Here is a 25,898-nt window from a genome sequence, read left to right on the forward strand (position 1 = left end):
GCCTTGTCGGGACGGGTGGCAGGGGCCGATCACTCGGTCGGCGGGGCCAGCTTCTTGGTGCCGCCGTTGTTCAGCGGGTCTTCCTGGCGCTGGACCGAACCCTCGAAATGGGCGCCCGATTCGATGGCGATGGTCTTGTGGATGATGTCGCCCTCGACCCGCGCGGTGGCGGTCAGGCGGACCTTGAGGCCGCGCACGCGACCGATGACGCGACCGTTGACGATGACGTCGTCGCCGACGATCTCGCCCTTGATGGTGGCGGTTTCGCCGATGGTCAGCTGATGGGCGCGGATGTCGCCTTCGACCGTGCCCTCGATCTGGATGTCGCCCTGCGTCTTGATGTTGCCCGTCACCGTCAGGTCCGCCGACAGGACCGAGGGTGCCACGCGCGCACGGGGTGCGGAGGCCGGTGCCTGCGCCTCGGGGGTGCTGCGCTCGGGCGCGACGGGGGCCGCCTGCGGGGCTGCGTCGGGGGTCGGGCGGGTCTCGGTCACGCGGGTCTTACTGAACATTGTCTGCTGCCTTGATGAAGCTCATCGGGTCCACGGCCCGACCGTTCATGCGCACTTCGTAATGCAGATGCGGCCCGGTCGAGCGTCCGGTATTCCCCATATCACCGATCCGGTCGCCTTGCGACACCCGATCGCCAACTTTTACATGGATGCGGCTCAGGTGGGCATAGCGGGTCTCGGTGCCCAGCTCGTGGCGGATCTTGATCAGGTTGCCATAGGCGCCGCTGCGCCCGGCAAAGGTCACGACCCCGTCGCCCGTGACGTGGATCGGCGTGCCGACGGGACCGGCCATGTCGATGCCCTCGTGCATGCGACCCCACCGGCGGCCGAAGCCCGAGGTATAGCGGAAGTTGTCGGTGACCGGCATGGCCAGCGGCAGCTTCTCGATCGCGATGCGATAGGTGTTCATCTGGTCCAGCGTAACGATGATCTGGCGGGCCTTCAGTTCGGTGTCGGTCAGCGCCGCGTTGCCGCGGGTCGAATAGGACATCGGCGTCAGCGGTCCGCCCTGCCCGGAATAGCCGCTGCGGATGGTGCGCAGAACCTCGTCCGGGTTCATGCCGACATTGCGGAAGACCTCGTCCAGGGGGGCCACGGACACGGTCACGGCGTCCTCCAGCTGGGTCAGGATCTCGTCGTTGCGGGCCAGGATCTGGTCGCGCTCGACGGTCAGTTCCTGTGCGGTCAGCTTGGCGGCCTCGGCCTCCTCGACGGCTTCGGACCGCTGGTCGGCCGAACTGCGCAGCTCTCCCGACAGGATGTCCAGCGCGACCGAGAATTCCTCGGTACGGTCGGGGGCGGGGGTCGTGCCCGCATCGGCGGCGGCGACGGCGGTGTCGCGATCGGCCAGCGTGTCGCGCAGCGTGGACTGGACGGCAGCCAGGCCGGTCTCCATCTCGCGGCGGCTCTCCTCGGAGGAGAGGAGCTGCGACTGCATCTGAGAGACCTGGTCCAGCGCCACGGCAAAGCGCGACTGCGCGGCCAGCGCCTCGGCCGCGCGGGCGTCGCGTTCGGCCTGCAGCTCGGCCAGGCGTTCCTCGAAGGCGGCCTGGCTGCGCTGGATCTGTTCGCGGGTGTTGCCCGAGCTGACGGCGTCGATGACCAGGAAGGAACTGGCCACCAGCGTCCAGCCGAAGACCAGCGTGATGCCGCTGATGCCGACCATCTGGGTCACGGGGCGCAGGCGGACAAAGCGTGTCGTATCATCCGAGCGGAGGAAAAGCCGTTGCTCCGGCAGCCACTTTTCCAGCGACGCGTTCAGTCGATCCATCACCGTCATTGTCAGATACTGTCCCTCGAAGGCACGCCGTTGTCAGCAGTTCGGCGGGTTGTTCCGTTCGGTCACGGGTAAACAGCAGCTGTGCCTTCTTGGCAACAAGACCCTACGGTCTGGTTCCCCGCATTGGCGGAACCCTGCCTTTATCGGCAAGGATCCGCCAATCGTGCAACCTGGGGGCGAGAAACCTAAGTGATTTCATAGGGCAGGGGGCCATCACGATCCGCGGGGATTCGCAGCGGCCGGTCGATCGGCGGGACCGAGCGCTGATGGCAGTCCGGGCGCGGGCAGATCCGGCACGAGATCCCGATGGGCTGATAGGCGCGCGGCTTGGTCAGGTCCAGCCCGTCGGCATAGACCAGCCCGCCCGCATGCGCGACCTCGACCCCCAACCCGATGGCAAATCGGCGGACCGGCGCGTTGAAGGCGCCCGCATGCTTCGAGACGTCGCGTGCCAGCAGCAGGTAACGGACCCCGTCCGGCGTCTCTGCCAGCTGGCGCAGGAAGCGGCCCGGCTGCTCGAACGCCTGATGGACGTTCCACAGCGGGCAGGCACCGCCAAAGCGGGCGAATTGCAGGCGGGTCGCGGAATGGCGCTTGGTGATCGTGCCCGCCTGATCGACGCGCACGAAGAAGAAGGGTACGCCCTTGGCCCCCGGCCGCTGCAGCGTGGACAGCCGATGCGCGACCTGTTCCAGCGACGCGTCGAACAGGTGCGACAGCCGTTCCAGGTCATGGCGTTCGGCTTGGGCCGCGGCCATGAACGCGCGATAGGGCATCAGCGCGGCACCTGCAAAATAGTTGGCCATGCCAAGGCGGGCGATCTGGCGGGCGGTGGGGCTGCGAAAGCGCGCCAAGTCCAGGGTCGCCTCCAGCAGGTCGGACTGGCGTTCCAGGGCCACCAGATGCAGCAGCTGGAACAGGCGGGTCGGCGCCTCGGCCGCGGCATTGACCAGCAGCCGGTCGCCGTCGCGGCGGAAGACCGCGTTGGCAGGCAGTTCGGTCAGCTGGACACGGATGCCCTTGGCGGCCAGGGCTGCGACCGCCATTGCCCAGAGGTCGCCACGCCGCCCGTCGGGGCAGGCAAAGCGTTCGGCCGCACGGTCGACGGCGTCGATGTAGTTGTCGCAATAGTGGAAAAAGTCACGAACTTCTTCCCATGGGGTCGACAGGCTGTTCTGGCTGGCGGCGCCGATCGCCTCGTCCAAGGCGGCCAGGCGTTCCTGGCCTTCGCGATGGGCGCGGTACAGGTCCAGGAAGGCGCGGGCAAGCACCGGGGCATTGGTCGCGGCCAGGCGCAGGTCGGCCAAAGGGGGTGCCGCATCGAACAGCGGGTCGGCAAGCGCCTCCTGCATGTCGATGACCATGCGCTCGGCATCGCCCGCGGCCAGGGTGGTCAGGTCAACGCCGAATTCCTGCGCCAAGCGCAGCAGGACGCCCGCGCTGATGGGACGGTGGTTGTTCTCCATCTGGGACAGATAGGGCAGGGACACGCCCAGCTTTTCGGCAAAGCGGCGTTGGGTCAGGGCGGCGCGGGCGCGGGTTTCGCGCAGCGCGCTGCCGGCATAGATCTTTTGTGTCGCCACGTCCCATCCCCCGTTTGCAAAGCCGGTTCTAGCGGTTGCAAAGGCGGTCGAGCAAGGGGTTCAGCCCTGCAGGGCCAGCTGACGTTCGCGGCGCAGCACCCAGGTGATCGCCAGCAACCCGCCCAGGGCAGAGGCGCACATGATCGCCAGCAGGGGCGTGGCGCCGCTGCCCGGTTGCAGCAGCGCGCCCGCCAGCGCCGAAAGCGCTGCGCCGCCGGCCACGGCCAGGGCGCCGCCCAGGCCCGACGCGGTCCCGGCCAGTTCGGGGCGCACGCTCATCATGCCGGCATTGGCGTTGGGCAGGACCATGCCGTTGCCCAGCCCCATCAGCGCGATGGCGCCGAAGAAGACAAGCGGGTGCACCACGCCCGACAGGTCGACCAGCAGCGCGGCCGACAGCGCGACGAGGCAGATGACCGCGCCGATCAGGATCATCCGGTTCAGGCCCATGACCGGAGAGAAGCGCGCCGACAGGAAGTTGCCCAGCAGATACCCGATCGAGGGCGCCGCGAACCAGTAGCCCACCTGGGCGGGGGTCAGGCCGAAGACCTGTTCCCCGACGAAGGGCGCGCCTCCCAGATAGGCGAAGAACGCCCCCGACGACAGGGTCGCGGCCAGGCAATAGCCCCAGAACCGATGCGATCGGGCAAGGATCGGATAGTTGACCATCTGGGCGCGCAGGCTCATCCCGCCGCCACGGACGGTCTCGCCCATGTCGCGATAGGCCAGCGCCAGGACGGCGATGCCCAGAAGGCCCATGACGGCGAAGTTGGCCTGCCAGCCGAACAGCTCGTCCAGGACGCCGCCGAAGACGGGGGCCATCATCGGCACGACGGCCATGCCCATCGTGACGTAGCCCAGCATCGAGGCGGCGCGATCGCCGTCATAGAGGTCGCGGATTACGGCACGGGGGACCAGCATGCAGACGGTGATGACCGACTGCGCCAGCCGGAAGACCAGGAAGGTGGTGGCCGTGGTCGCAAGCAGCGTGCCGACGGTGGCCAGCAGGAAGCCGATCAGCCCCCAGATGACCACGGGCCGGCGGCCAAAGCGGTCGCTGAGCGGGCCGCCCAGCAGCTGAAGGACCGCGCTGGCCCCGATATAGGCCGAGACTGACAGCTGCATCACGCCGTAATCGACCTGGAAATCGCGCGCCATGCCGGGCAGCGAGGGCAAAAACACGTTCATCGACAGCGCGGACACCCCGGACAGGGCGACGAGGGTCAGAAGATGGGGGGGCGTGCGCATGGTCGGACCTTTCGAGGGGCGGAATGCACGATCTGCAAAACCTCCGCGCGAAATCCATAGCGCGGCTGCGGGGGGATGCGCCAGATGGATTGCGTCCCGCGCAGCGAGCCGGGGGGCCGGCCCCCCGGACCCCCCGCCGGCGGGGGCAGCGCCCCCTCCGGGCCACCCCCGCGATCAGCCGAAGTCGTGGAAGATGAACCAGGCGCCGAGGCAGATCAGGGAGAAGCCCACGCCGTGCTGCCAACCGATCCGTTCGCCCAGATAGACCCAGGAGAAGATCGCGAAGACCGAGAGGCTGATGACCTCCTGGATGGTCTTGAGCTGCGCGGCGCTGAAATAGCCGTAGCCGATGCGGTTCGCGGGCACCTGCATCAGGTATTCGAAGAAGGCGATGCCCCAGCTGATGAAGATCACCGTCACCAGGGGGGCGGTCTTGAACTTGAGGTGACCGTACCACGCGACGGTCATGAAGATGTTCGAGGCCAGCAGGAGGCCGATGGTCGCCACGGGGACGGGCAGGTTCATGGCGTCAGTCCCACTGGCTCTGGCGGTCGCGGGCGAGGTTGCCGAAGCGGGTGAACTGGCCCTCGAAGGCCAGCTCGACCGTGCCGATGGGGCCGTGGCGCTGCTTGCCCAGGATCACCTCGGCCTTGCCGTGGACGTTCTCCATCACCTGCTGCCAGCGGGCCATCGCGTCCAGGTCGCTGTCCGAGGGCTTTTCACGTTCCTTGTAGTATTCCTCGCGGAACACGAACATCACGATGTCGGCGTCCTGCTCGATCGAGCCGGATTCGCGCAGGTCCGACAGCTGCGGGCGCTTGTCCTCGCGGTTCTCGACCTGGCGCGACAGCTGGGACAGGGCGATGACGGGGATGTTCAGCTCCTTGGCCACGGCCTTGAGGCCCTGGGTGATCTCGGACACCTCGTTCACGCGGCTGTCCTTGGCGGTCGCGGCCTTCAAGAGCTGAAGGTAGTCCACGATCAGCACGTCCAGCCCATGCGTGCGCTTCAGCTTGCGGGCGCGGGCGGCCAGCTGGTTGATGGGCAGGGCGGGCGTGTCGTCGATGAACAGCGGGCAGTTCTGCAGCGCGTGCGCGGCCTCGACGAAGCGGCGGAATTCGCCCTCGTCCATGTTGCCGCTGCGGATGCGCTCGGACGGCACCTCGGCGGCCTCGGACAGGATGCGGGCGGCCAGCTGTTCGGCCGACATCTCGAGGCTGAAGAAGCCGACGACGCCGCCCTCGATCGAGCCTTGGGTGCCGTCGGGCTTTTCGCCCAGCTTGTGCGACTTGGCGATGTTGAAGGCGATGTTGGTTGCCAGCGCGGTCTTGCCCATCGACGGGCGGCCGGCCAGGATGATCAGGTCCGAATTGTTCAGACCGCCCATCTTGCCGTCCAGGTCGATCAGCCCGGTGGAAATCCCCGACAGCTTGCCGTCGCGCTGATAGGCGGCGTTGGCGACCTGAACTGCGCCGGTCACGGCCTTGAGGAAGGACTGGAACCCGCGTTCGGCCACCCCGGCCTCGCCCAGCTTGTAGAGTGTCTGTTCCGCGGCCTTGATCTGCTCCTCGGCGTCGTCCCCGACCTCGACGGTGGCGGCGCGGGCGGCGATGTCCTGGCCCAGGGTCATCAACTCGCGCCGCAGGGCGAATTCGCGGATCATCTGGGCATAGTCGCGCGCGGCATAGGCGCTGATCGCCGCCGCCGCCATGCGGGCCAGATAGGCCGGGCCGCCCAGTTCCTTCAGGCCGTCGTCGTTCTCAAGGAAGGCCTTGATCGTGACGGGGCTGGCCAGCGCGTTGCGGCGGATGCGTTCGGCGCAGATGTCGAAGATGCGGGCATGGACCGGGTGATAGAAATGGTCCGACTTGATGATCTGGCTGACCCGGTCGAACACGTCGTTGTTGGTCAGCAGCGCGCCCAGCAACTGCTGCTCCGCCTCCAGCGAAAAGGGGATGGCCTGCTTGTCCTCGGGCCCGTCGGCCTGTCCGGGAACGATGAAATGCGCGCTGGTGACGGTGAGAGTGCTCATGGTCTGCCTGCCCCTTCGTTGGTTGCGGTCCAGATTAAACCGAAGCGGCCGGCCGCGTCATGGGGCCGGCCGCAGTTTGTTGGGGATAACCCCGGTTCAGCCGTTCGCCGCCTGCCAGGCGCGGGGGTCGGTCAGGAAGGCCTCGACCTCGGTCAGGGTCGCGTCGTCGAAGGCCCCCTGGGCGCGGGCCTCGGCCAAGACGTCCCACCAGGTGCACAGGTGGTGCAGCGCCACGCCGTGATCGGCCAGTCGCTGCGTGGTCTCCGGGAAGATGCCATAGTAGAAGATCACCGCCGTATGCGCGCAGGTCGCGCCCGTCTCGCGGATCGCGTCGACAAAGGACAGCTTGCTGCCGCCGTCGGTGGTCAGATCCTCGACCAGCAGGACCCGCTGGCCCTCGGTCATCACGCCCTCGATCCGGGCGTTGCGGCCATAGCCCTTGGGCTTCTTGCGCACATAGGTCATCGGCAGGCCCAAGCGTTCGGCGACCAGCGCGCCGAAGGGGATGCCCGCGGTCTCACCGCCCGCGACGTTGTCGAAGGCCTCGAAGCCCGCGTCGCGCATGACCGTCGCTGCCATGAAATCCATCAGCGTGGCGCGGACGCGCGGAAAGCTGATGATGCGGCGGCAATCGACATAGGTCGGCCCCTTGAGACCGGACGCATAGGTGAAGGGCTGGGCCGCGTTGAAGTCGACGGCCTTGATTTCCAGCAGCATCCGGGCGGTCAGGCGGGCGATCTCCTCGCGCGCGGGGAAGGTCAGGCTCATTGGTCCTCCAGATGCCAGAACAGTGGGAAACCGGGGTCGAAGACGGTGACGGTCTCGTCGCCCGCGGTGATCTGCGCCGGATAGTCGACGGCCGTGTCGCGGCGCGTCAGGGTGATGCGGTCCTCGTTCGGCGCCATGCGATAGAAGGCTGCGCCGTTCAGGCTGGTGAAGGCTTCCAGCCGGTCCAGAGCGCCGTCGTCCTGGAACACCTGCGCCAGGATCGACATAGTGTTCGGCGCCGTGAAGCAGCCCGCGCAGCCGCAGGGCTGAAGCTTCGCCGCATCCGTGTGCGGCGCGCTGTCGGTGCCTAGGAAGAACCGCGCATCTCCGCTGGTCGCGGCCTCGCGCAGCGCCAGGCGGTGGGATTCGCGTTTTGCGACCGGCAGGCAGTAGTAATGCGGCCGGATGCCCCCCGCCAAGATGGCATTGCGGTTGATGACCAGATGATGCGTCGTGATCGTCGCGCCCAGGTCGTCGCCGCCCGCGCGGGCGTAATCGACGCCCTGCGAGGTCGTGATATGCTCCATCACAACGCGCAGGCCCGGCGTACGGCGGCGCAGCGGGTCCAGGACCGTGTCGATGAACACGGCCTCTCGGTCGAAGATGTCGACGGACGGGTCGGTGACCTCTCCGTGCACGCACAGCGTCACGCCGGCCTCGGCCATCGCCTCCAGCACGGGCTGGACGCGGTCGAAATCGGTCACGCCCGATGCGCTATTCGTGGTGGCGCCCGCCGGATACAGCTTGACCGCGCGAATGATCCCGTCCCGGAACGCGCCTACGACATCGGCCGCGTCCGTCGTATCGGTCAGGTACAGCACCATCTGCGGGTCCAGCGCAGCACCCTGGGGCAGGGCGGCGCGGATGCGGTCGCGATAGGCGGCAGCCTGGGCGCCGGTCGTGACCGGCGGCACCAGATTGGGCATGATGATCGCGCGGCCGAATTGCGCGGAATGCGGCGCGACCGCGGCCAGCATCGCGCCGTCGCGCAGATGCAGGTGCCAGTCGTCCGGGCGGCGAAGGGTCAGCGTCTGTGTCATGAGGCTGCCTCTAACCACGGCAGCACCGTCTTGCCAAGCAGCCGCGTTCAGATTTCGGGAACCCTGTCCGAAAGTCGCGGTTGAGTGTCTGCGCCATGGGGCGCAATGTGGCTTTGCCGGGCAGTTCCTGTGATGGCAGCCGAAAGGACCCTCGCCGATGAACCCGATGATGCCGATGATTCTTCCCGCAGCCCAGGCCCGGCTTGCGTCCCAGTTCGCGCGGATCGCGATCGAATCGAACATGGTGATCGGGCTGCGCATGGCGGGGATGATGGGCCTGATGGTCCAGGCCCCCGGAGAGCCGTTCCGCATGGTCGCCGAAAAGCAGGCTGCGGTATCGGAATCGCTGTTCGCGATGGCCAGCGCCGGGATGCGTGGGCACAGCGCCGAACGCATGCTGTCGGCCGGCATGCGTCCCTATGCCCGACGGACCCGCGCAAATTCCCGGCGCCTGTCCGCGGTCAAGGCCGGCTGAGGCGGAACAAGCCGTGCATCCGCCCCGTTGGTCCATGACGCAACATCGGGATGGAGCGGGCGGATGAAGACGGCACTGATCACCGGCGGCGCACAGGGCATCGGCAGGGGCATCGTGACCCGCCTGCGGTCAGACGGCTGGCGCGTCGCGGTTTTCGATCTGGATGCAGAGGCGCTGGATGAGATCGGCGCGGCCGATCCCGGCCTGTTGGCCCTGCCCATCGATGTCGGCGACGAACGGCAGGTGGCGCAGGGAATGCTGGCCCTACAGGGCTGGCTGAAGGGGGCAGGTCTGAACCTGGTGGTGTCGAATGCGGGCATCGCCGACCCGGTCAGCGGCCCCATCGAGGATCTGAGCCTTGAGGACTGGCAGCGGTGGCAGGACAGCCACGTGACCGGGGCGTTTCTGGTGATCCGCGCGACGGTGCCCCTGCTGCGTCAGGCGCGGGGCAGCATCGTCACGATGGCATCGACCCGTGCGCTGCAATCGGAACCCGACACCGAGGCCTATGCCGCGGCCAAGGGCGCGCTGGTCGCGATGACCCATGCGCTGGCGGTCAGCCTGGGGCCCAAGGTGCGCGCGAACTGCATCCTGCCCGGCTGGATCGACACAGGGCCGTGGCAGAAGACCGCGAACCGCAGCGATGCGGACCATTCCGACGCCGACCGCAATCAGCATCCCGTGGGCCGCGTCGGCCGGGTCGAAGATATCGCCGGGCTGGTCGCGTGGCTGGCCTCGGACGAGGCCGGGTTCGTGACGGGCCAGCGTTTTGTGGTCGATGGCGGCATGACGGTGCGGATGATCTATGCCGACTGAATGTGGCGTCTTGCCATGAAAAAGGGCCCCGCAACGGGGCCCTTTCCTTTGGTCCGGCGGGGGTGTCAGATCAGCTTGCCCATCGCCACGGCCGTGTCCGACATGCGGTTCGAAAAGCCCCATTCGTTGTCGTACCAGGTCAGGATGCGGACCATGCGGCCCTCCATGACCTTGGTCTGGTCCATGTGGAAGATCGACGAATGCGGGTCGTGGTTGAAGTCGGACGACACCAGCGATTCCTCGGTATAGCCCAGGACGCCCTTCAGCGGGCCGTCGGCGGCCGCCTTGATGGCGCCGTTGATCTCGGCGACCGAGGTGTCGCGGCTGGCCTCGAACACCAGGTCCACGACCGAGACGTTGGGCGTCGGCACGCGGATGGCCACGCCGTCCAGCTTGCCCTTCAGCTCGGGCAGGACCAGGCCCACGGCCTTGGCGGCCCCGGTCGAGGTCGGGATCATCGACAGCGCCGCGGCTCGGGCGCGGTACAGGTCCTTGTGCATCGTGTCCAGCGTCGGCTGATCGCCGGTATAGCTGTGGATCGTGGTCATGAAGCCGCGATCGATGCCGATCGTGTCGTTCAGCACCTTCGCCACCGGCGACAGGCAGTTCGTGGTGCAGCTGGCGTTCGAGACGACCAGGTCGTCCTTGGTCAGCGTGTCGTGGTTCACGCCATAGACGATGGTCTTGTCGGCGTTCTCGCCCGGGGCCGAGATCAGGACGCGCTTGGCACCGGTGGACAGATGCGCCTGCACCTTCTCCTTGGAGGTGAACAGGCCCGTGCATTCCATGATCACGTCGACATCGCCCCAGGGCAGTTCGGCCGGGTTGCGGATCGCGGTGACCTTGATCGGGCCGCGGCCCACGTCGATGCTGTCGTCCGACACCGTGACCTGTGCCGGAAAGCGTCCGTGGACGCTGTCATAGCGCAGCAGGTGGGCGTTGGTCTCGACCGGGCCAAGATCGTTGATGGCGACGACCTCGATATCGGTGCGGCCCGATTCGATGATTGCGCGCAGGACGTTGCGACCGATCCGGCCGAAGCCGTTGATGGCGACCTTGACTGCCATGGGTATCCCTCTCGAGCAGGTGATGGTTGCCCGTGGTGTAGCGTGGCGGCAGGGGCGATGCAAATGCCGAAACGGGCAGCAGCCCCGCCCGTCAGCGCCAGAAGCTGAGATACTCTATCAACCGATCCATTGCTCGCGCGGCCATCAGCGGCAGGTGTCCGTCCAGCCACACATGGTCCACGGCAAAGGCCGCGGCGATCAGCAGCAGCAGGGCAATCGCGATCTGGTTGGTCATCTGCGCCTCCGGTCGCCGGGGTTATCGCGCGGGGGCCTGCCCGCGCCAAGACCCTATTCGTCCTCCTGCGGCATCTTCAGGGTCAGCTGACCCGCCTCCTGCAGACGGCGGATCGCGCTGATGACCTCGGTCATTGCCTCCTCGACATCCTTGGGGCGGGGCTTGCCCAAGGCCTCCCGCTCCTCTCGCAGTCCGTCGGACATGCGCTGCGACAGGTTCGACAGGATGAACTCCGCGGCCGCGGCATCGGCCTCGCCCGGCGCGGCCAGGGCGCGGACCAGCGTGGTCTGATCCAGTTCGCGGACGATCTTGGGCACCTCGCGCGGTTCGATCCGGGTGGGGATATGGGCAAAGATGAAGATCGCCTTGCGCACGCCATCCGCGAATTCCATGTCGCGTTCGTCCAGCGCGCCCAGCACGTCATCGCGCAGATCGGCGGTGGCAAAGTTCAGGATCGCGCCCATGCGGTCGCAGGCCGGCGTGGCGATGGCGGGCTTGGGCAGCGCCTCGGCCGCCTGCAGCAGCACCAGCCCGACCCGGCGCAGCGCCGCGGGCGTCACGCCCGAGGTCATCGACATCGCCTGCGCTACCACGCGCGCCCGGTCGCGGGGCAGGGCGATGAAGGTGGCCGATGCCGCCTCGACCGGCAGCTTGGACAGCATCAGCGCCACCAGTTCGACGGATTCGGCATTCGCCAGCGCGATCAGGGATTCCTTGGGCAGGTTGCACAGACGCACCCAGGGGTCGGACTGCCCGGTGATCGCCGCGGTGCGCCGCAGCGCGTCAGAACTGTCGTCCGACAACCGTGCGCCCAGCATGGCCAGCGTGCCGTCCAGATCGCCCGGAAAGGTGACACCGACCGATTCCAGCCGGTCGCAGAATTCGGTGATGACGGCGTCGCGGGTGTTGCGGTCGATCAGCTCCATCCCCGCCATCTCCTGCGCCAGCAGCGTCTGGGCATTGGGGTTCAGGCGGTCCAGTCCCGCGACCTCGTCATCGTCCAGCAGAAGGCGCACGATCACCGCCGCCTTCTGCCGCTGGTTCAGCCCTGTCTGGCCCGTCATCGCCGCCTCCGTCATCGCATCCGACGGCAGATTGCCACGACAGCCTTAACGCAAGGTTGACGGCGACCCGAAATTAAAGCGGGTCGGCGCCGAAGACGCGGGCAAAGATCGTGTCGACATGCTTGGTGTGATAGCCCAGATCGAACTTCTCGTTGATCTCGTCCGGGGTGAGGGCGGCGGTCACCTCGGCATCGGCCAGCAGTTCGGTGCGGAAATCCGCGCCCTTTTCCCAGACCTTCATGGCGTTGCGCTGAACCAGGCGATAGCTGTCCTCGCGCGACACGCCGGCCTGCGTCAGGGCCAGCAGCACCCGTTGGGACATGACCAGACCCTTGAACTGGTTCATGTTGCGCAGCATGTTTTTTGGATAGATCACCAGCTTCTCGACCACGCCCGCCAGGCGGTGCAGCGCGAAATCCAGCGTGATGGTCGTGTCCGGCCCGATCGCACGCTCGACCGAGGAATGGCTGATGTCGCGCTCGTGCCACAGGGCGACGTTCTCCATCGCGGGGATGACCGACATGCGCACCAGCCGCGCCAGACCGGTCAGGTTCTCGGTCAGGACGGGGTTGCGCTTGTGGGGCATCGCTGACGAGCCCTTCTGACCGGGGCTGAAGAACTCCTCGGCCTCCAGAACCTCGGTGCGCTGCATGTGGCGGATCTCGATGGCGATGTTCTCGATGCTGGAGGCGATCACGCCCAGGGTGGCAAAGAACATCGCATGGCGGTCGCGCGGGATGACCTGGGTGCTGATCGGTTCGGGGCGCAGGCCCAGCTTCGCACAGACATGCTCCTCGACGGCGGGGTCGATATTGGCAAAGGTGCCCACCGCGCCGCTGATCGCGCCGGTGGCGATCTCCTCGCGCGCGGCCTGCAGGCGCGCGCGACCGCGGGCCATCTCGGCATAGAAGCGCGCGAAGGTCAGGCCCATGGTGGTCGGTTCGGCGTGGATGCCGTGGCTGCGGCCGATGCGGACGGTGTCCTTGTGTTCATGCGCGCGGGCCTTCAGGGCGGCCAAAACCCGGTCCATGCCCGCCAGCAGCAGGCCGCTGGCGCGGACCAGCTGCACGTTCAGGGTGGTGTCCAGCACGTCGCTGCTGGTCATGCCCTGGTGGACGAAACGCGCCTGGTCGGCGCCCACATGCTCGGCCAGATGCGTCAGGAAGGCGATGACGTCATGCTTGGTGACGGCCTCGATCTCGTCGATGCGGGCCACGTCGAACTGGACGTCGCGGGCCTTCCAGACGGCCTCGGCATTCTCGCGCGGGATCACGCCCAGATCGGCCTGCGCGTCGCAGGCATGGGCCTCGATCTCGTACCAGATGCGGAACTTGGTCTCGGGGGACCAGATGGCGACCATTTCGGGGCGGCTGTAACGCGGGATCATGGCGGGCTCCTTTTGCTGGGTCGGGGCATAGCGGGGCAGGGGGGCGGGGGCAAGTTTTCATGCGCCCCGGCTGGCTTTGCGGGAACATTCCCCGCGCAAGGGGGGTTCGGTGGCAACAGACGCGACAACCGACCGGAGATTGCCATGCGCCGCCCCCAGACCCCCCGCCCGCCCCTGACCGAGGCCGACCGCACCAGCCAGACCCGCTTTGGTCCGCGCCCCGTGCCTGCCGGCCATCGTGGCCCGCAGTCGCGCCGCACGGACGACACCTCGACCGTCGCCAAGGCCGTGGTCTGGGCCGGCGTCGCGCTGGGCATGGCAGGGGTAACGGCCGCCGCGGCCATCGCTGCGCGCAAGCTGGCCGGAACGGACGATGCGCCCCGCCCGGCCTATCGCCCGGCAGCCGCCCCCCGGTTCGCCCATCTGGAAGAGGACGAGCGCGAGGCGATGCGCCGCCGCGTCCGTGCCCAGGCCCGCGAAGACAACGCCCATGCCGCCCGTCTGCGCGCCAAAGCGTCGCGCGGCCGCAGCGGCAATTTCGCCAAGGACCTGACGCGCACCGCGACCGACCTGTCGGACGGTCTGAACGGCGTCGCGCAGTCGCTGGCGGGGGCTTTTCAGTCGTTCCGCGGCGTTTCCAGCCAGGCGACGACCATCGTGGGCGATTTCGTGGCCGCGGCCGATCAGCTGCGTGCCATCCTGAATGGTGCGCCCGGTCCCAATCCGGGCCCCGTCCAGCAGCGTGCCCCGCGCCCGCAATCCGACGACACCCGGATCTGATCCGCCCATCAGGGACGACGCATGACCCAAGGGACCGGCATTCGCGACGCCCTGTTCGGCCCGCTGGATGACGACACGAAACGGCGTTTCGGCCTGATGGCCGATGACCCCGCCCCGGTGCCCGCCAAGCGGATGCCGGGGCTTCGCGACATGACGCGGGCCGACCTGCTGGCGGTGGCGAAATCGACGTTTCGCCAGATCGGCGACGATCGCGTCACGTCGGTGTCCGGGGGCGTCACCTTCTTCGGCCTGCTGTCGCTGTTTCCGGCGATCACCGCCTTCGTGTCGCTGTACGGGCTGTGGGCGGACCCCTCGACCATCCAGAGCCACCTGGAACTGATCGAACCGCTGCTGCCCGAAAGCTCGCTGGAGATCATCCGCGCGCAGGTCGTGTCCATTGCCTCGGCCTCGACGGGCGCGCTGTCCCTGGCCGGGGTCGTCGCGCTGCTGGTCGCATTCTATTCGGCGAATGGCGGAATGAAGGCGCTGCTTTCGGCGCTGAACGTCGCATTCTTTCAGCGCGAGACGCGCGGCATCGTGCGGCTGAACCTGGTGGCGATGTGCTTTACCATCGGCGGGTTGGCGATGATCGCGCTGATGCTGGCGGTGATCGCGGTCGTGCCCATGCTGCTGCGGCTGTTGCCCATCGGCTGGGGGGCCGAGACGATCCTGGCCGTGATCCGCTGGCCGCTGATGCTGGGCCTGCTGATCGCGGCGCTGGCGGCGGTCTATCGCTGGGGGCCCGCGGCGCCCAAGTCACGCTGGCGCTGGATTTCTCCGGGCGCGGTCTTTGCCGGGCTGGCGCTTGTCGCGACCTCGATGCTGTTTTCCTGGTACGCGGTGAATTTCGGCAATTACAACGAGACCTACGGATCGCTGGGTGCGGTGGTCGCACTGATGACCTGGCTGTGGCTGAACGCGACGATCGTGCTGGTCGGGGCCGAGATCAATTCCGAACTGGAACGCCACCTGAAACATATGGCAGGCTTGCCCGACGACCGTCCCCTAAAGCGCGAGGCCCGATGACCCTGTCCCCTTACATCCCCCTGGGGTTCGCCATCGCGCTGGAGGTTCTGGGCACGACGCTGTTGCAGCGCTCGGAACAGTTCACGCGCTTGGCGCCCACGGTGGGGATGGCCGTCTGCTATCTGGCCAGCTTCTACCTGCTGTCTGTCAGCCTCAAGGTGCTGCCCCTGGGCGTGGCCTATGCGATCTGGAGCGCGTTCGGCGTGGCCCTGGTCGCGATGATCGGGCTGGTCGTGTTCGGCCAGCGGTTGGACCTGCCGGCGGTGATCGGGCTGTGCCTGATCGTCGCCGGGGTCGTCGTGATCAACGTGTTCTCCCGTACCGTCGGGCACTAGCGCTCGGTCAGCTTCAGTTCGATCCGGCGGTTCAGGGCGCGGGCTTCGGGCGTGTCCTGGGTCGCGATGGGGCGGGTGTCGGCAAAGCCCGTGGGCGCCAGGCGCGCGGCCGGAAAGTCCAGATCGTCGGACAGATAACGTACCACGGCCAGGGCGCGGGCCTGGCTCAGTTCCCAGTTGTCGGCATAGCGGCCGGTCCCCGACAGGGGCAGATTGTCGGTATGCCCGTCGACGCGGATGATCCAGTCGATTTCGGGCGGGATCTCGTCGGCGATGTCGCGCAGCAGGGTGGCAAGCCCGGCGACCTGTTCACGGCCAGCCTGGGACAGGGTGGCCTCTCCTGGGGCGAACAGCACTTCGGACTGGAACACGAAACGGTCGCCCACGACCTGCACGCCTTCGCGCCCCGACAGGATCTGCGATAGGCGGCCAAAGAATTCGGACCGATAGCGGGCTAGGTCCTGGGCCTCCGCCTCGGCCGCCAGGCGGGCCTCCTCTTCCAGCGCCAGGCGGGCGCGGGTTTCCTCGGCGGCGCGGACAAGGGCGGCGTTCAGTTGCTGGCCCAGGTCGGACACGCGCAGCTCTGCATCCGCCTGCTCCTGCCCCGCCGCATCCAGCAGCGCCTGCAACGACCCCAGCTGAGAGCGCAGCTGCGCCACCTGTTCGTTCAGCGCCGCCACCCGGCGCTGGCTGTCCTGCGACAGGTCCTCCTGATCGGCCAGCTCCGCCCGCGCGGTGGCCAGCAGGGCGGCCTGACGCTCGGCCTCGGACAGCTGGGCCTGGGCCTGCGTCTCCGCCGCGTCGCGGGCGGCATTCGCGGCGGCCAGCAGGGTCAGCGTCTCCTCCGCCTCGCGGCGACGCTCCTCCAGGGCCAGTGTCATGGCGGTCAGTTCGGCATCCGCCCCCTCCAGCCGCTCGCGCAGCAGGGCTGCGGCCTCGGCCTCGGCCAGGCGGGTCTGTTCGGCCTCGGTCAGGCTGGCCTGGGTCCGGTCCAGCTGCGCCCGCTGCTGGCCGACCTGAGCGCGCAGGTCCGCGGCCAGCGCCTCCAGCGCATCGCGGCGGGCGGCGGCAAGGCGCGCGGCCTCGGCCTGCGCGTCGGTCTCGGAGCGGGCGGCCGCGACGGCCAGTTCCGCGGCCGATGCGCGGTCCTCTGCCTGATCCAGCTGTGTCTCCAACGTCTCCAGCCGCGCCTGACCCTGTGCGCGTTCGGCCAGCAAGGCAGCGACCTCGGCCTCGAAGTCGGTCAGGCGGGTGCGCGCCTCGGCCAGCTGGGTCTCTCCGGTGGCCAGCTGGCTGGACAGGCGGGCGATGCGGGCGGCCCGGTCGCGGGCCTCCGCCTCGGCCCGGGCGGCACGCTCGGCCTCGGTCTCCAGCGACCGGGTCAGGTCGGTTTCGCGATCCTGGGACGCGTTCAGCGCCTGACCCAGGGACGCGACCTGCGCGCCCAGTTCGTTCAGCTGGCGTTCCTGGCGCGAGATGACCTGACCCTGATCGGTGATCGTCTCGTCCTGGGTGCTGATCGTGTCGTCCTGGGTGGTGATCTGTTCGCGCAGCACCCCCTGGACCACGGTAAAGATCGTCAGCACGAACATCAGCACCAGAAGCAGCGCCGTCATCGCGTCGACGAAGCCCGGCCAGATCGTGGACGAGAAACGCTGCGCCGAGGATCCGCGGGACAGGCGCATCGGTCTAGCCCTCGCCGCGGGCGGGGTCGCGGCCCAGCAGGTCGTCGCGGAACGGATCACCAAAGCGCGCGGCGCGGACCGCGCGGGTCAGCACCAGGATGTCGGCGCGCAGATCGGCAACCGCTTCGTTCCGGCCATTGGTCAGTTCGGTGGTCAGGCGGTCCAGCGCGGCCTCCAGCCGTGTCAGGTCGGGGGCGGGCGGCTGGTGATCGGCCAGCCGCGTCAGGGCCTGGGTCAGGCGTTCGGACTGGCCATCGGGCGCGTCGCGGTCCGCCTGCACCTGCTGGACCAGCGCGTCGATCGCCTGTGCCATGACCACGACGCGTTCGTCGGCCATCAGCGCGGCCTCGTCGCGCATGGCGTCGCGTTCGGCGTGATAGGCCTGCAGGCGGTCCATCTGTCCCGCCATCTGGTCCAGGAACCCGGCCAGTGCCGCCTGATCGACACCGTCCCCGTCACCGGAGGCAATGCTGATCCGGGTAAAGCCCGACATCCACTCCTCCAGTTCGCGATAGAACCGGTTCTGGCCGTGCGTCACGAACAGCTCCAGAAGGCCCACCACCAGCGACCCCGCCAGACCCAGCAACGACGAGGAGAATGCCGTAGCCATCCCGCCCAGCTGTGATTCAAGGCCCGTCATCAGGTTCTGGAACAGGTCCAGCCCCGACTGTCCGTTTTCAGGCGACAGTGCCCGGATGGTCGCCACGACCGCCGGGATGGTTGTCGCAAGACCGTAGAATGTGCCCAGAAGCCCCAGAAAGATCAGCAGATTTGCCAGATACCGGGTGATGTCGCGCGCCTCGTCGATGCGCGTCGCGACCGAATCCAGGATCGAGCTTGCGGCGCTGGCGCTGATCGCCTCTCCTCCGGGCCCGCGCGATCCCAGCAGGGCCGCCAGGGGGGCCAGCAGGCGGGGCGCCTCGTCCTGGATGGTGCCGTTGCGGTCGGTGTCGCGGCGCCGGGCGGCGAACCGTTCGATCCAGCTGACCGACCGGGTCAGCTGCCCCACCTGCCAGAAGCAGGCCAGCACGCCCAGGGCAAAGACCGTCAGGATCAGTCCGTTCAGCCAGCGGTTCGCGTCGAAGATGGACAGGATCCGCCCATAGGCGAACCAGCCCCCCGCCAGGACCAGCCCCAGCACAATCAGCATCATCAGGATCTGCCGCACCGGTTGGGAAAAGCGCGGCGCGCCCGCCGCCCCGATCAGTGCCTTGTCCCGCGTGGCCGAGATGCGCCGGTTCGTCAGGGTCAGCCGCGAGGGCGCCCTGGGGTCGCCATGTGTCGGATCGCTCACCGGTAAATCCCCGTCCCATCGATGCTTTTGCTCGACTGTAGGACGGGGCGCCTCACTTGCCAAGCATTCCGACGGCGCGGGTCAGCCGGGCGGCGGCAACAGCGCCCGGACGGCATCGGACAGCGCGTCCAGATGGTCGTCGGGCATGCCGATCTGCGCCAGATGGGCGGCGGTGTTGAACAGGTATTCGGCATTCGGGCCGCGCCCGCCATGCGCCTGCGCGATGATGCGGGCCTGTTCGTCGGTGGGCAGGCCGCCGGCATATTGCCAGTGGTCGCGCCGCATCACATAGGCCAGCGCCTGCACCCGCCGACCGTCCTGCAGATCGACAGGCAGGATCGCCTCGCGATAGGCGTCGGTCACCAGTTCGCGCGCACGCAGGTCGGCCAGGACGCGGTCATGATCGTGGGGGCGGATGCGCAGGGCCACGCCCTGGCAGCTGGCGCCGTCCTGCGGATCAAGGCCCAGCACCAGGCCGGGCACGGCCTCGGTCCCGCGATGCTGGATCGACCGCAGGCAGAAGCTGCGGGCATATCCGGCCAGGCGCGCATGCACGGTCTCGACCGGATCGAAACCGGGGTTCCAGATCAGCGAGCCATAGCCGAAGACCCAATCGATGCGTTCCATTGTCCGTCCTTTCGGGGCACAAGGTAGGGCAGGACGGGGCGGGAAAAAAGGGCAGGGCGGGCATGCGCGGGATGGTGATCGGGACGGGACTGGTGCTGGCGCTGCTGGCGGGCGGCTGGCTGGGCGCCGAGACGCTGGCCTGCAACCGCGTGGCCGCACTGATCGCGCAGGACCCGGCGCTGCAGGCCGCATCGGTTTCGCCCCTGCGCGATCCGCGCCGGATCGGCGTCGCGCTGTCCGAACCGTCCTGGTCGGACCCGGCGCTTTCCATCAGCCTGCCCTGGGCGCGCCTGTTCCTGTCGCCTGCGTCGCCGCTGACCGCGCGGCTGGACCTGCCCGACGGGGCGGCGGTTACCCAAGGCGGGCAGGTGAGGCAGCTGGGCCTGTCTGCACCCGTGGCCAGCATGGCCCTGTCCCCTCTGAACGGCATGGCGCCCAACCGGCTGGACGTGCAGGCCCGCGACTTGACGCTGGACGGCCAGCCCCTGGCGCAGGGCCTGTCGCTGCAGGCGCGGCTGGCGGGGCTGGGATCGGATGCGCCGCGCCCCGCGCGCGCCGCCTATGACCTCGATCTGGGACTGACCGACCTGCAGGTCGGCGGACTGGCGCAGCTGGGGCTGGACCCCGGTCCGATCCCCGGACCGCTGTCGGTCACGGGGCCGCTGCGGATCTGGCTGGACAGCACGCCCACGGTCACCGGCGACGCCGCGCCGCAGATCGTCGGCTGGCAGACCGCCGGTCTGGACCTGCGCGCCGACACGATCGGCCTGCGCATCGTGGGTCGCCTGTCGCGCGACGACCAGGGCTTGGCCGAAGGGCAGGTGGCGCTGTATTCCGCAGACGCGGATGCGATGATCGGGATGGCCACCGGGCTGGGGCTGATCCCGGCGCAGGCCGCGATGCTGCTGCGGGCGGGACTGTCGCAGCTGTCGCGGGCGGAACTGGACGACACGCTGCCCGGCCCCGACTTTCCCGCAGCGGCCGAGGGCGAGTTGCGCGTGGCCGTCATCATGCGCGATGGCCAGCTGATCCTGGGCGGTGTGCCGATCGGCCCCGCCCCGGCGATCTAGCCCGCGGGTCGGGCGCCGGGGGTGCGGCCGAAATCGGGCGCCTCGGTGTCCTGTCCGGCCTCGATGATGCCGCGGCGGATCGCCCGCGTGCGGGTGAAGTAGTCGTGCAGCTGCTGGCCGTCGCCCATGCGGATCGCGCGCTGCAGGACGAACAGCTCCTCGGTGAAGCGACCCAGGATGTCCAGCGTCGCCTCCTTGTTGTGCAAGAACACGTCGCGCCACATCGTCGGGTCGCTGGCCGCGATCCGGGTGAAGTCGCGGAAACCGGCGGCGGAATACTGGATCACCTCCTCGCCGGACACACGGCGCAGGTGGTCGGCCACCCCCACCATCGTATAGGCGATCAGGTGCGGCGCATGGCTGGTCACGGCCAGGACCAGGTCGTGATGGGGGGCGTCCATCCGGTCGGTCTTGGCGCCCATCGCGGTGATCAGCCGGTCCAGCCGCGCAAGCGCCTCCGGGTCGGTGTCGGCCAGCGGCGTCAACAGCCACCAGCGGTTGCGGAACAGGCTGGCAAAGCCCGCGCGGGGCCCTGAATGTTCGGTGCCGGCCAGCGGGTGTCCGGGGATGAAATGCACGCCTGCCGGCAGGCAGGGGGCGACCGCGTCGATGACCGACTGCTTGACCGAACCGACATCGGTGATCGTGGCACCGGGGGCCAGATGGGGCGCGATCTCGGCCATGACCTCGGCCATGGCGCCGACGGGGACGGCCAGCACCACCAGATCGGCGCCGGCCACCGCCAGGGCGGCGGTGTCGCAGACCTCGCACAGGCCGATCTCGCGTGCGGTGTCGCGCGTCGCCTGGCTGCGGGCATAGCCGGTGACGCGGCCGGCCAGGCCGCCGTCGCGAATGGCATGCGCCATCGATCCCGCAATTAGGCCCAGCCCGATCAGCGCCACCTTGTCATAGACCTGGGTCATTGCGCGCGCCCCTGCATGAAGTTGCCCAGGCAGTCCAGCACCCGCGTCACGGCCGCCTCGTCGCCCACGGTGATGCGCAGCGCCTCGGGCAGGCCGTATCCGCCCACGCGCCGCACCAGGATGCCTTCGGCGCGCAGTGCCGCATCGGCCGCGGCCGCGGTCTGGGGGCTGTCAAAGCGGGCCAGCACGAAATTGGCGAAGCTTTCGTCGCAGCCGATGCCCATCTGGATCAGCGATTGCCGAATCCGGTCGCGCATCCGCGCGTTCAGCGCAATGCAGCGGTCGGTGAAGTCGCGGTCCAGGACGGCGGCACGTGCGGCCTCCATCTGGGCGTTGGAGAGGTTGAAGGGTTGGCGGATGCGGTTCAGCACGTCGATCACCGCGCGCGCGGCATAGCCCCATCCGATGCGCAGCCCGCCCAGGCCATAGGCCTTGGAGAAGGTCCGCGTCATGATCACGTTCGGATGCCGGTCGACCAGCGACGCGCCGCCGTCGAACCCGTCGGCGAATTCCGTATAGGCGCCGTCATGGACGAACAACACCTGCGGCGGCAGGCCGTCGACCAGGCGCTGCAACTCGTCCGCGCCCAGCATCGTGCCGGTCGGATTGGCCGGGTTCGCGATGAAGACGACGCGTGTGCGCTCGGTCACCGCGGCCAGGATCGCGTCCACATCGACCCGGCGCGTGTCCTCCGGCACGGTCACCGGGATCGCGCCGACCATGCGTGCCAGGATGGGATACATCGAAAAGCCGTGCTCGGTCGTGATGACCTCGTCGTCCGGACCGGCAAAGGCCTGAACCACGAACTGCAGCACCTCGTCCGAGCCCACGCCGCAGATGATGCGGTCCGGATCCAGCCCGTGCACCTGGCCGATGGCCGCGCGCAGGCCCGCGTGATCGGTCGCCGGATAGCGGTGCAGATCGCCCGCCGCGCGGCGGAACGCGTCCTGGGCCGCGGGGCTGGGGCCAAGCGGGTTCTCGTTCGACGACAGCTTGAGCACGTCGTCGCGGCCCGCCAGCGTGCTTTCGCCGCTGACGTAAAGCGCGATATCCATGATGCCGGGCTGCACGGGGGTCTGGGTCATGGGGGTCCATCCTTGTGTCCGGCCCCGTTTAGTGCCGTGCCGATGCCAAGGAAAGCCCCCAAACCGTCGCGTGCCGCATGCTTGGGCAAGGACGAATTCCGCTGCGTTGATCGGCGGGATGTCGACATGGCGCAGCACGATGCCATCGCCGCCACAGCGGATGACCGTGTCCCGATCAATGATGCACAGATCCGCAATCCGATGGGGCCAAAGCCAATCCTGGCCCGATGACCGCTGGGATGCGCGATCCAAGCCCCGTTTCCGGTCAAGCGGCCAGAACCGGGATTGGTTGGGGCGGTCAGTTCAAAGGGTCCGCGCTGGATGTGGGCCATCACGGCAGTCCAAAGGGGACGAACGCCGCCCCGCCAGCCGATCCTGATCGAACGACGATCGGAAAAATGGGCGCGATGCCATGCAAAAGGCCGCATCCGAAGATGCGGCCCAAAGACGGTCGATCTGGCGAAGATCAGTTCTTCGCGTAGAATTCGACGACCAGGTTCGGTTCCATCTGCACGGCATAGGGGATGTCGCCCAGGGCCGGGGTGCGCACGAAGGTCGCGGTCATCTTGTTGTGGTCGACTTCCAGATAGTCCGGGACGTCACGCTCGGTCAGGGCGACGGCTTCCAGCACGATGGCCAGCTGGCGCGAACGCTCGCGGATCGAGATGACATCGCCTTCCTTGACGCGGTAGGACGCGATGTTCACGCGCTGACCGTTGACCTGGATGTGGCCGTGGTTCACGAACTGGCGGGCGGCCCAGATGGTCGCCACGAACTTGGCGCGATAGACGACGGCGTCCAGGCGGCGCTCCAGCAGGCCGACCAGGTTCTCGCCGGTGTCGCCACGGATCCGCTCGGCTTCGGCATAGATGCGGCGGAACTGCTTTTCGGTCAGGTCGCCGTAGTAGCCCTTGAGCTTCTGCTTGGCGCGCAGCTGGGTGCCGAAGTCCGACAGCTTGTTCTTGCGGCGCTGGCCGTGCTGGCCGGGGCCGTATTCGCGACGGTTGACGGGCGACTTGGCGCGGCCCCAGATGTTCTCGCCCATGCGGCGATCGAGTTTGTACTTGGCAGACGTGCGTTTGGTCACGGCTGATCTCCTTCAACAGGTTGCGAAGGGCGTTGTCCTTTGGCCCAGGGGTCTTGCGATCCGGGGCCTGACAGGGTTCCCCTTGCGGGGTCCACCAACACCAACGAAGCGTGCCGTATAGACGCGCAGGCCCCGGTGTCAACCGCAATCGCCCTAGTCCAGCGCCCCGTCCGGCTGAAAGAAATGCGCCAGCGGCAGCCCCGCGGCCCCCAGGATGCGCGCGCTGCGGCCAAGCGATCCCTCGATCACCTGCGGACGGTCGATGCCGGCGGTCGGCATCCCCTCCAGCGCCACGCGGGTCGCCTGGGCCAGCCGCGCGCGCGTCGCGGGCGGTACCGCCCCGTCGATCACCACCAGCGGCAGATCGACCAGAGCCACCGCCGATAGCGCGACGAAGGCCAGCGCCCGGCCCGCCTGGTCGGCCCATTCCGCCTCGATCCCGGTGGGAACGTCCCAGCCCGAATCGTCTGGCGGCAGGGACCGTCCGATCAGGGCCTCCAGCGCCGAGACCGAGGCCTTTTCCAGCAGCTGGCCGCCCTGTGCGCCCACGACCGGAATGGGCATCGACCCCAGGGCGCCCGCGTTGCGGGTCGGACCATGGCGCAGCGCGCCGTCCAGGACGATCCCGCCGCCCGCGAAATGGGCGATGTAGATATGGATGAAGTCCCGCGGCAGATCCGTCTTGCCGAAGATCAGCTCTGCCCCGCAGGCGGTGGTGGCGTCGTTTTCCACGAAGATCGGGACGGGCAGGCTGCGCGACAGTTCGGCCTGCAGGTCGTGGTCCAGCCAGTCGGCCATCTCCTGGCCCCAGTCCCACAGCCGATAGGGGGTCGCGACACCCAGGCCCATCAGACGTGCGCGCTGGCCGGGGTCCAGCGATGCGGTCATCGTGTCCAGCCCCTGACGCGCGAATGCCAGCACGCGGTCGGGGGTGGGATGGGCATAGACCTCTTGGCGGTGCATGCGCACGCGGCCCGCGAAATCGACCAGCGCCAGTTCGACCAGCCGGCGTCCGATCTTGAGCCCCAGGAACCACGCCCCGTCCGGGGCCAGCGCCAGCGGGGTCGAGGGTTGGCCGACCTTGCCCCGCACCACCGCACCGGCATCCAGATAGCCCGCCATCATCAGCTTGCGCGTCAGGTTGGTGATGGACTGTGCCGACAGCCCCGTCAGCTGCGCCAGCGCCGCGCGCGGCATCGGTCCCCGCCGTCGGATCAGCGACAGGATCAGCCGTTCGTTCCGGCTGAGCGCGCCGGGGCCGTCACGATCTAGGGGCATGGGTTCCGTCCTCCTGAATCGCATTAATCAACATGATTGATTTATTGACAAGCGCAATCTTCTGGTGCTTTGTAACATCAAGACGGCCGAGGAACCGTCGTGCTGGAGGAGTTAGTCAAGTGACCATCAAAACCGTTATCCGCGCATCCGTCGCGGTGTCCGCGCTTGCCCTGTCGGCAGGCTTTGCCCAAGCGCAAGAGGCCACCAAGGCCTGCCTGATCACCAAGACGGACATTAACCCGTTCTTCGTGAAGATGAAGGAAGGCGCCACCGCCAAGGCCGCGGAGCTGGGCATCGAGCTGATGACCTTTGCCGGCAAGATCGACGGCGACCACGAGACCCAGCAGCAGGCCGTCGAAAGCTGCATCGCGGCGGGCGTCAAGGGCATCCTGATCACCGCGTCCGACACCAAGGCCATCACCGAATCGCTGGGCCAGGCCCGCGAGGCGGGGATCCTGGTCATCGCGCTGGACACGCCGCTGGACCCGATCGATGCAGCCGACGCGACATTTGCCACCGACAACCGCGAGGCGGGCCGCCTGATCGGCGCCTGGGCCGCGGGCCAGATGGGCGATGCTGCGGCGGATGCCAAGATCGCCATGCTGGACCTGTCGGCCAGCGCGCCGTCGGTGGACGTGCTGCGCGATCAGGGCTTCATGGCGGGCTTTGGCATCGACGTGAAGGACGAGAACGTCATCGGTGACGAGGACGATGCCCGCATTGTCGGCCACGAGGTCACCTCGGGCAACGAGGAAGGCGGTCAGCAGGCCATGGAGGCGTTGATGCAGCGCGATCCGGCGATCAACCTGGTCTACACGATCAACGAACCGGCCGCGGCCGGCGCCTATGAGGCGCTGAAGTCCTTCGGCATGGAAGAGAACGCCCTGATCGTGTCGATCGACGGCGGCTGCCCCGGTGTCCAGAACGTCGAGGCGGGCGTGATCGGCGCCACCGCCCAGCAGTATCCGCTGCTGATGGCGTCGATGGGCATCGAGGCCATCGCGGCCTTTGCCGCCGACGGCACCAAGCCGGAAACCAGCGAAGGGTTGGATTTCACCAACACCGGCGTGAACCTGGTCACGGACAAGCCGGTCGAGGGCGTGCCGTCGATCAGCGTGGCCGAAGGCCTGGAGCAGTGCTGGGGCTGATGCCCCCCGCCGCATGACGTCGCGACGGCGGGTTGGCCGCCGTCGCCTTCCGTG

At 68.3% G+C, this 25,898-nt stretch carries 26 protein-coding genes; 7 read left to right on the forward strand and 19 right to left on the reverse strand.

Annotated features, from left to right (window positions below):
• Window positions 1-29: 29 nt before the first annotated feature.
• The 8 genes from FHD67_RS02420 to pyrC form a co-directional block, all read right to left on the reverse strand.
• Complete coding sequence (locus FHD67_RS02420; protein WP_045999503.1) at window positions 30-512, reverse strand: bactofilin family protein; 483 nt, start codon at window positions 510-512, stop codon at window positions 30-32.
• Complete coding sequence (locus FHD67_RS02425; protein ID WP_045981163.1) at window positions 502-1,782, reverse strand: DUF5930 domain-containing protein; 1,281 nt, start codon at window positions 1,780-1,782, stop codon at window positions 502-504. The genes FHD67_RS02420 and FHD67_RS02425 overlap by 11 nt, the downstream gene beginning before the upstream one ends.
• Window positions 1,783-1,976: 194 nt before the next feature.
• Window positions 1,977-3,374 carry a helix-turn-helix domain-containing protein gene (locus FHD67_RS02430; protein ID WP_045981164.1) on the reverse strand — a complete coding sequence of 466 codons (1,398 nt, stop codon included), beginning with the start codon at window positions 3,372-3,374 and terminating at the stop codon, window positions 1,977-1,979.
• Between the two features lie 60 nt (window positions 3,375-3,434).
• Window positions 3,435-4,622, reverse strand: a complete 1,188-nt coding sequence (locus FHD67_RS02435; RefSeq protein ID WP_139597708.1) for a multidrug effflux MFS transporter — start codon at window positions 4,620-4,622, stop codon at window positions 3,435-3,437.
• 174 nt (window positions 4,623-4,796) lie between these two features.
• On the reverse strand, window positions 4,797-5,147 hold the full coding sequence (locus FHD67_RS02440) for a DMT family protein (protein WP_127898173.1): 351 nt from the start codon (window positions 5,145-5,147) through the stop codon (window positions 4,797-4,799).
• A 4-nt stretch (window positions 5,148-5,151) separates the two neighbouring features.
• Window positions 5,152-6,654, reverse strand: a complete 1,503-nt coding sequence (locus FHD67_RS02445) for a replicative DNA helicase (RefSeq protein WP_084693681.1) — start codon at window positions 6,652-6,654, stop codon at window positions 5,152-5,154.
• Between the two features lie 96 nt (window positions 6,655-6,750).
• Complete coding sequence (locus FHD67_RS02450; protein WP_139597709.1) at window positions 6,751-7,422, reverse strand: orotate phosphoribosyltransferase; 672 nt, start codon at window positions 7,420-7,422, stop codon at window positions 6,751-6,753.
• The gene (gene pyrC, locus FHD67_RS02455; RefSeq protein ID WP_139597710.1) at window positions 7,419-8,462 is read right to left on the reverse strand and encodes a dihydroorotase; all 1,044 of its coding nucleotides are present in this window, start codon (window positions 8,460-8,462) and stop codon (window positions 7,419-7,421) included. Before pyrC ends, FHD67_RS02450 begins: the two co-directional genes overlap by 4 nt.
• 157 nt (window positions 8,463-8,619) lie before the next feature.
• Here pyrC and FHD67_RS02460 point away from each other — a divergent pair, with 157 nt between their 5' ends.
• Both FHD67_RS02460 and FHD67_RS02465 read left to right on the forward strand, forming a co-directional pair.
• Window positions 8,620-8,937 (forward strand): antibiotic ABC transporter, encoded by a 318-nt coding sequence (locus tag FHD67_RS02460; protein WP_232303263.1) that lies wholly within the window; start codon window positions 8,620-8,622, stop codon window positions 8,935-8,937.
• Window positions 8,938-9,000: 63 nt separating this feature from the next.
• Window positions 9,001-9,753 (forward strand): SDR family oxidoreductase, encoded by a 753-nt coding sequence (locus FHD67_RS02465; protein WP_045999499.1) that lies wholly within the window; start codon window positions 9,001-9,003, stop codon window positions 9,751-9,753.
• Window positions 9,754-9,818: 65 nt separating this feature from the next.
• On the opposite strand, the gene gap is transcribed toward FHD67_RS02465, so the two are convergent.
• The 4 genes from gap to purB all read right to left on the reverse strand — a co-directional run bounded on the left by gap (window position 9,819) and on the right by purB (window position 13,506).
• Entirely contained in the window at window positions 9,819-10,820 is a 1,002-nt protein-coding gene (gap, locus tag FHD67_RS02470; protein WP_045999498.1) for a type I glyceraldehyde-3-phosphate dehydrogenase, read from the reverse strand.
• 91 nt (window positions 10,821-10,911) lie between these two features.
• On the reverse strand, window positions 10,912-11,055 hold the full coding sequence (locus FHD67_RS20340) for a hypothetical protein (protein ID WP_045981171.1): 144 nt from the start codon (window positions 11,053-11,055) through the stop codon (window positions 10,912-10,914).
• A 53-nt stretch (window positions 11,056-11,108) separates the two neighbouring features.
• A complete protein-coding gene (locus FHD67_RS02475) occupies window positions 11,109-12,119 on the reverse strand; it encodes a FliG C-terminal domain-containing protein (protein WP_139597711.1) in 1,011 nt (336 codons plus the stop codon).
• 73 nt (window positions 12,120-12,192) lie between these two features.
• Entirely contained in the window at window positions 12,193-13,506 is a 1,314-nt protein-coding gene (gene purB / locus FHD67_RS02480) for an adenylosuccinate lyase (RefSeq protein ID WP_139597712.1), read from the reverse strand.
• A gap of 144 nt (window positions 13,507-13,650) precedes the next feature.
• On the opposite strand from purB, the gene FHD67_RS02485 reads away from it, so the two are divergent.
• Genes FHD67_RS02485 through FHD67_RS02495 form a run of 3 tightly spaced genes read left to right on the forward strand, consistent with a single transcriptional unit; the run spans window position 13,651 to window position 15,647 of the window.
• Window positions 13,651-14,286: a hypothetical protein gene (locus FHD67_RS02485; protein ID WP_139597713.1), complete on the forward strand. Its 636-nt coding sequence runs from the start codon at window positions 13,651-13,653 to the stop codon at window positions 14,284-14,286.
• Window positions 14,287-14,307: 21 nt separating this feature from the next.
• Window positions 14,308-15,312, forward strand: a complete 1,005-nt coding sequence (locus FHD67_RS02490) for a YihY/virulence factor BrkB family protein (protein ID WP_139597714.1) — start codon at window positions 14,308-14,310, stop codon at window positions 15,310-15,312.
• Window positions 15,309-15,647, forward strand: coding sequence for an SMR family transporter (locus FHD67_RS02495; protein WP_045981174.1), 339 nt, complete (start codon window positions 15,309-15,311; stop codon window positions 15,645-15,647). The genes FHD67_RS02490 and FHD67_RS02495 overlap by 4 nt, the downstream gene beginning before the upstream one ends.
• On the opposite strand, the gene FHD67_RS02500 is transcribed toward FHD67_RS02495, so the two are convergent.
• The 3 genes from FHD67_RS02500 to FHD67_RS02510 all read right to left on the reverse strand — a co-directional run bounded on the left by FHD67_RS02500 (window position 15,644) and on the right by FHD67_RS02510 (window position 19,253).
• The gene (locus FHD67_RS02500; protein WP_139597715.1) at window positions 15,644-17,332 is read right to left on the reverse strand and encodes a peptidoglycan -binding protein; all 1,689 of its coding nucleotides are present in this window, start codon (window positions 17,330-17,332) and stop codon (window positions 15,644-15,646) included. The two genes, FHD67_RS02495 and FHD67_RS02500, sit on opposite strands and share 4 nt — an antisense overlap.
• 4 nt (window positions 17,333-17,336) lie before the next feature.
• Complete coding sequence (locus FHD67_RS02505; RefSeq protein ID WP_139597760.1) at window positions 17,337-18,485, reverse strand: biopolymer transporter ExbB; 1,149 nt, start codon at window positions 18,483-18,485, stop codon at window positions 17,337-17,339.
• Window positions 18,486-18,707: 222 nt separating this feature from the next.
• Complete coding sequence (locus FHD67_RS02510; protein WP_139597716.1) at window positions 18,708-19,253, reverse strand: gamma-glutamylcyclotransferase; 546 nt, start codon at window positions 19,251-19,253, stop codon at window positions 18,708-18,710.
• Window positions 19,254-19,315: 62 nt separating this feature from the next.
• On the opposite strand from FHD67_RS02510, the gene FHD67_RS02515 reads away from it, so the two are divergent.
• Window positions 19,316-20,323 carry a DUF2125 domain-containing protein gene (locus FHD67_RS02515; RefSeq protein ID WP_139597717.1) on the forward strand — a complete coding sequence of 336 codons (1,008 nt, stop codon included), beginning with the start codon at window positions 19,316-19,318 and terminating at the stop codon, window positions 20,321-20,323.
• Here FHD67_RS02515 and FHD67_RS02520 read toward each other — a convergent pair.
• The 4 genes from FHD67_RS02520 to FHD67_RS02535 form a co-directional block, all read right to left on the reverse strand.
• The gene (locus tag FHD67_RS02520; protein WP_139597718.1) at window positions 20,320-21,246 is read right to left on the reverse strand and encodes a prephenate/arogenate dehydrogenase family protein; all 927 of its coding nucleotides are present in this window, start codon (window positions 21,244-21,246) and stop codon (window positions 20,320-20,322) included. The two genes, FHD67_RS02515 and FHD67_RS02520, sit on opposite strands and share 4 nt — an antisense overlap.
• The gene (gene hisC / locus FHD67_RS02525; protein ID WP_139597719.1) at window positions 21,243-22,331 is read right to left on the reverse strand and encodes a histidinol-phosphate transaminase; all 1,089 of its coding nucleotides are present in this window, start codon (window positions 22,329-22,331) and stop codon (window positions 21,243-21,245) included. The genes FHD67_RS02520 and hisC overlap by 4 nt, the downstream gene beginning before the upstream one ends.
• Before the next feature lie 466 nt (window positions 22,332-22,797).
• Window positions 22,798-23,418 carry a 30S ribosomal protein S4 gene (gene rpsD / locus FHD67_RS02530; protein ID WP_045981180.1) on the reverse strand — a complete coding sequence of 207 codons (621 nt, stop codon included), beginning with the start codon at window positions 23,416-23,418 and terminating at the stop codon, window positions 22,798-22,800.
• A gap of 153 nt (window positions 23,419-23,571) precedes the next feature.
• Entirely contained in the window at window positions 23,572-24,696 is a 1,125-nt protein-coding gene (locus FHD67_RS02535) for an ROK family transcriptional regulator (protein WP_176695031.1), read from the reverse strand.
• 125 nt (window positions 24,697-24,821) lie between these two features.
• On the opposite strand from FHD67_RS02535, the gene FHD67_RS02540 reads away from it, so the two are divergent.
• Window positions 24,822-25,844 (forward strand): sugar ABC transporter substrate-binding protein, encoded by a 1,023-nt coding sequence (locus tag FHD67_RS02540; protein ID WP_369799399.1) that lies wholly within the window; start codon window positions 24,822-24,824, stop codon window positions 25,842-25,844.
• Window positions 25,845-25,898 lie beyond the last annotated feature (54 nt).

Source organism: Paracoccus haeundaensis, assembly GCF_006239215.1.
Classification (GTDB): Bacteria; Pseudomonadota; Alphaproteobacteria; order Rhodobacterales; family Rhodobacteraceae; genus Paracoccus; species Paracoccus marcusii.

Excerpts from the sequence above, each read along its gene's own strand:
- FHD67_RS02535 (WP_176695031.1), bottom strand. The coding sequence starts at position 24,696 with ATGCCCCTAGATCGTGACGGCCCCGGCGCGCTCAGCCGGAACGAACGG.
- FHD67_RS02485 (WP_139597713.1), top strand. The coding sequence starts at position 13,651 with ATGCGCCGCCCCCAGACCCCCCGCCCGCCCCTGACCGAGGCCGACCGC.
- hisC (WP_139597719.1), bottom strand. The coding sequence starts at position 22,331 with ATGACCCAGACCCCCGTGCAGCCCGGCATCATGGATATCGCGCTTTAC.
- FHD67_RS02435 (WP_139597708.1), bottom strand. The coding sequence starts at position 4,622 with ATGCGCACGCCCCCCCATCTTCTGACCCTCGTCGCCCTGTCCGGGGTG.
- FHD67_RS02475 (WP_139597711.1), bottom strand. The coding sequence starts at position 12,119 with ATGACGGGCCAGACAGGGCTGAACCAGCGGCAGAAGGCGGCGGTGATC.
- gap (WP_045999498.1), bottom strand. The coding sequence starts at position 10,820 with ATGGCAGTCAAGGTCGCCATCAACGGCTTCGGCCGGATCGGTCGCAAC.
- pyrC (WP_139597710.1), bottom strand. The coding sequence starts at position 8,462 with ATGACACAGACGCTGACCCTTCGCCGCCCGGACGACTGGCACCTGCAT.
- FHD67_RS02425 (WP_045981163.1), bottom strand. The coding sequence starts at position 1,782 with ATGGATCGACTGAACGCGTCGCTGGAAAAGTGGCTGCCGGAGCAACGG.
- FHD67_RS02450 (WP_139597709.1), bottom strand. The coding sequence starts at position 7,422 with ATGAGCCTGACCTTCCCCGCGCGCGAGGAGATCGCCCGCCTGACCGCC.
- FHD67_RS02445 (WP_084693681.1), bottom strand. The coding sequence starts at position 6,654 with ATGAGCACTCTCACCGTCACCAGCGCGCATTTCATCGTTCCCGGACAG.
- FHD67_RS02500 (WP_139597715.1), bottom strand. The coding sequence starts at position 17,332 with ATGCGCCTGTCCCGCGGATCCTCGGCGCAGCGTTTCTCGTCCACGATC.
- FHD67_RS02515 (WP_139597717.1), top strand. The coding sequence starts at position 19,316 with ATGCGCGGGATGGTGATCGGGACGGGACTGGTGCTGGCGCTGCTGGCG.
- FHD67_RS02465 (WP_045999499.1), top strand. The coding sequence starts at position 9,001 with ATGAAGACGGCACTGATCACCGGCGGCGCACAGGGCATCGGCAGGGGC.
- FHD67_RS02495 (WP_045981174.1), top strand. The coding sequence starts at position 15,309 with ATGACCCTGTCCCCTTACATCCCCCTGGGGTTCGCCATCGCGCTGGAG.
- FHD67_RS02505 (WP_139597760.1), bottom strand. The coding sequence starts at position 18,485 with ATGATGCTGATTGTGCTGGGGCTGGTCCTGGCGGGGGGCTGGTTCGCC.
- FHD67_RS02440 (WP_127898173.1), bottom strand. The coding sequence starts at position 5,147 with ATGAACCTGCCCGTCCCCGTGGCGACCATCGGCCTCCTGCTGGCCTCG.
- FHD67_RS20340 (WP_045981171.1), bottom strand. The coding sequence starts at position 11,055 with ATGACCAACCAGATCGCGATTGCCCTGCTGCTGCTGATCGCCGCGGCC.
- FHD67_RS02460 (WP_232303263.1), top strand. The coding sequence starts at position 8,620 with ATGAACCCGATGATGCCGATGATTCTTCCCGCAGCCCAGGCCCGGCTT.
- FHD67_RS02510 (WP_139597716.1), bottom strand. The coding sequence starts at position 19,253 with ATGGAACGCATCGATTGGGTCTTCGGCTATGGCTCGCTGATCTGGAAC.
- FHD67_RS02520 (WP_139597718.1), bottom strand. The coding sequence starts at position 21,246 with ATGACCCAGGTCTATGACAAGGTGGCGCTGATCGGGCTGGGCCTAATT.
- FHD67_RS02420 (WP_045999503.1), bottom strand. The coding sequence starts at position 512 with ATGTTCAGTAAGACCCGCGTGACCGAGACCCGCCCGACCCCCGACGCA.
- FHD67_RS02490 (WP_139597714.1), top strand. The coding sequence starts at position 14,308 with ATGACCCAAGGGACCGGCATTCGCGACGCCCTGTTCGGCCCGCTGGAT.
- purB (WP_139597712.1), bottom strand. The coding sequence starts at position 13,506 with ATGATCCCGCGTTACAGCCGCCCCGAAATGGTCGCCATCTGGTCCCCC.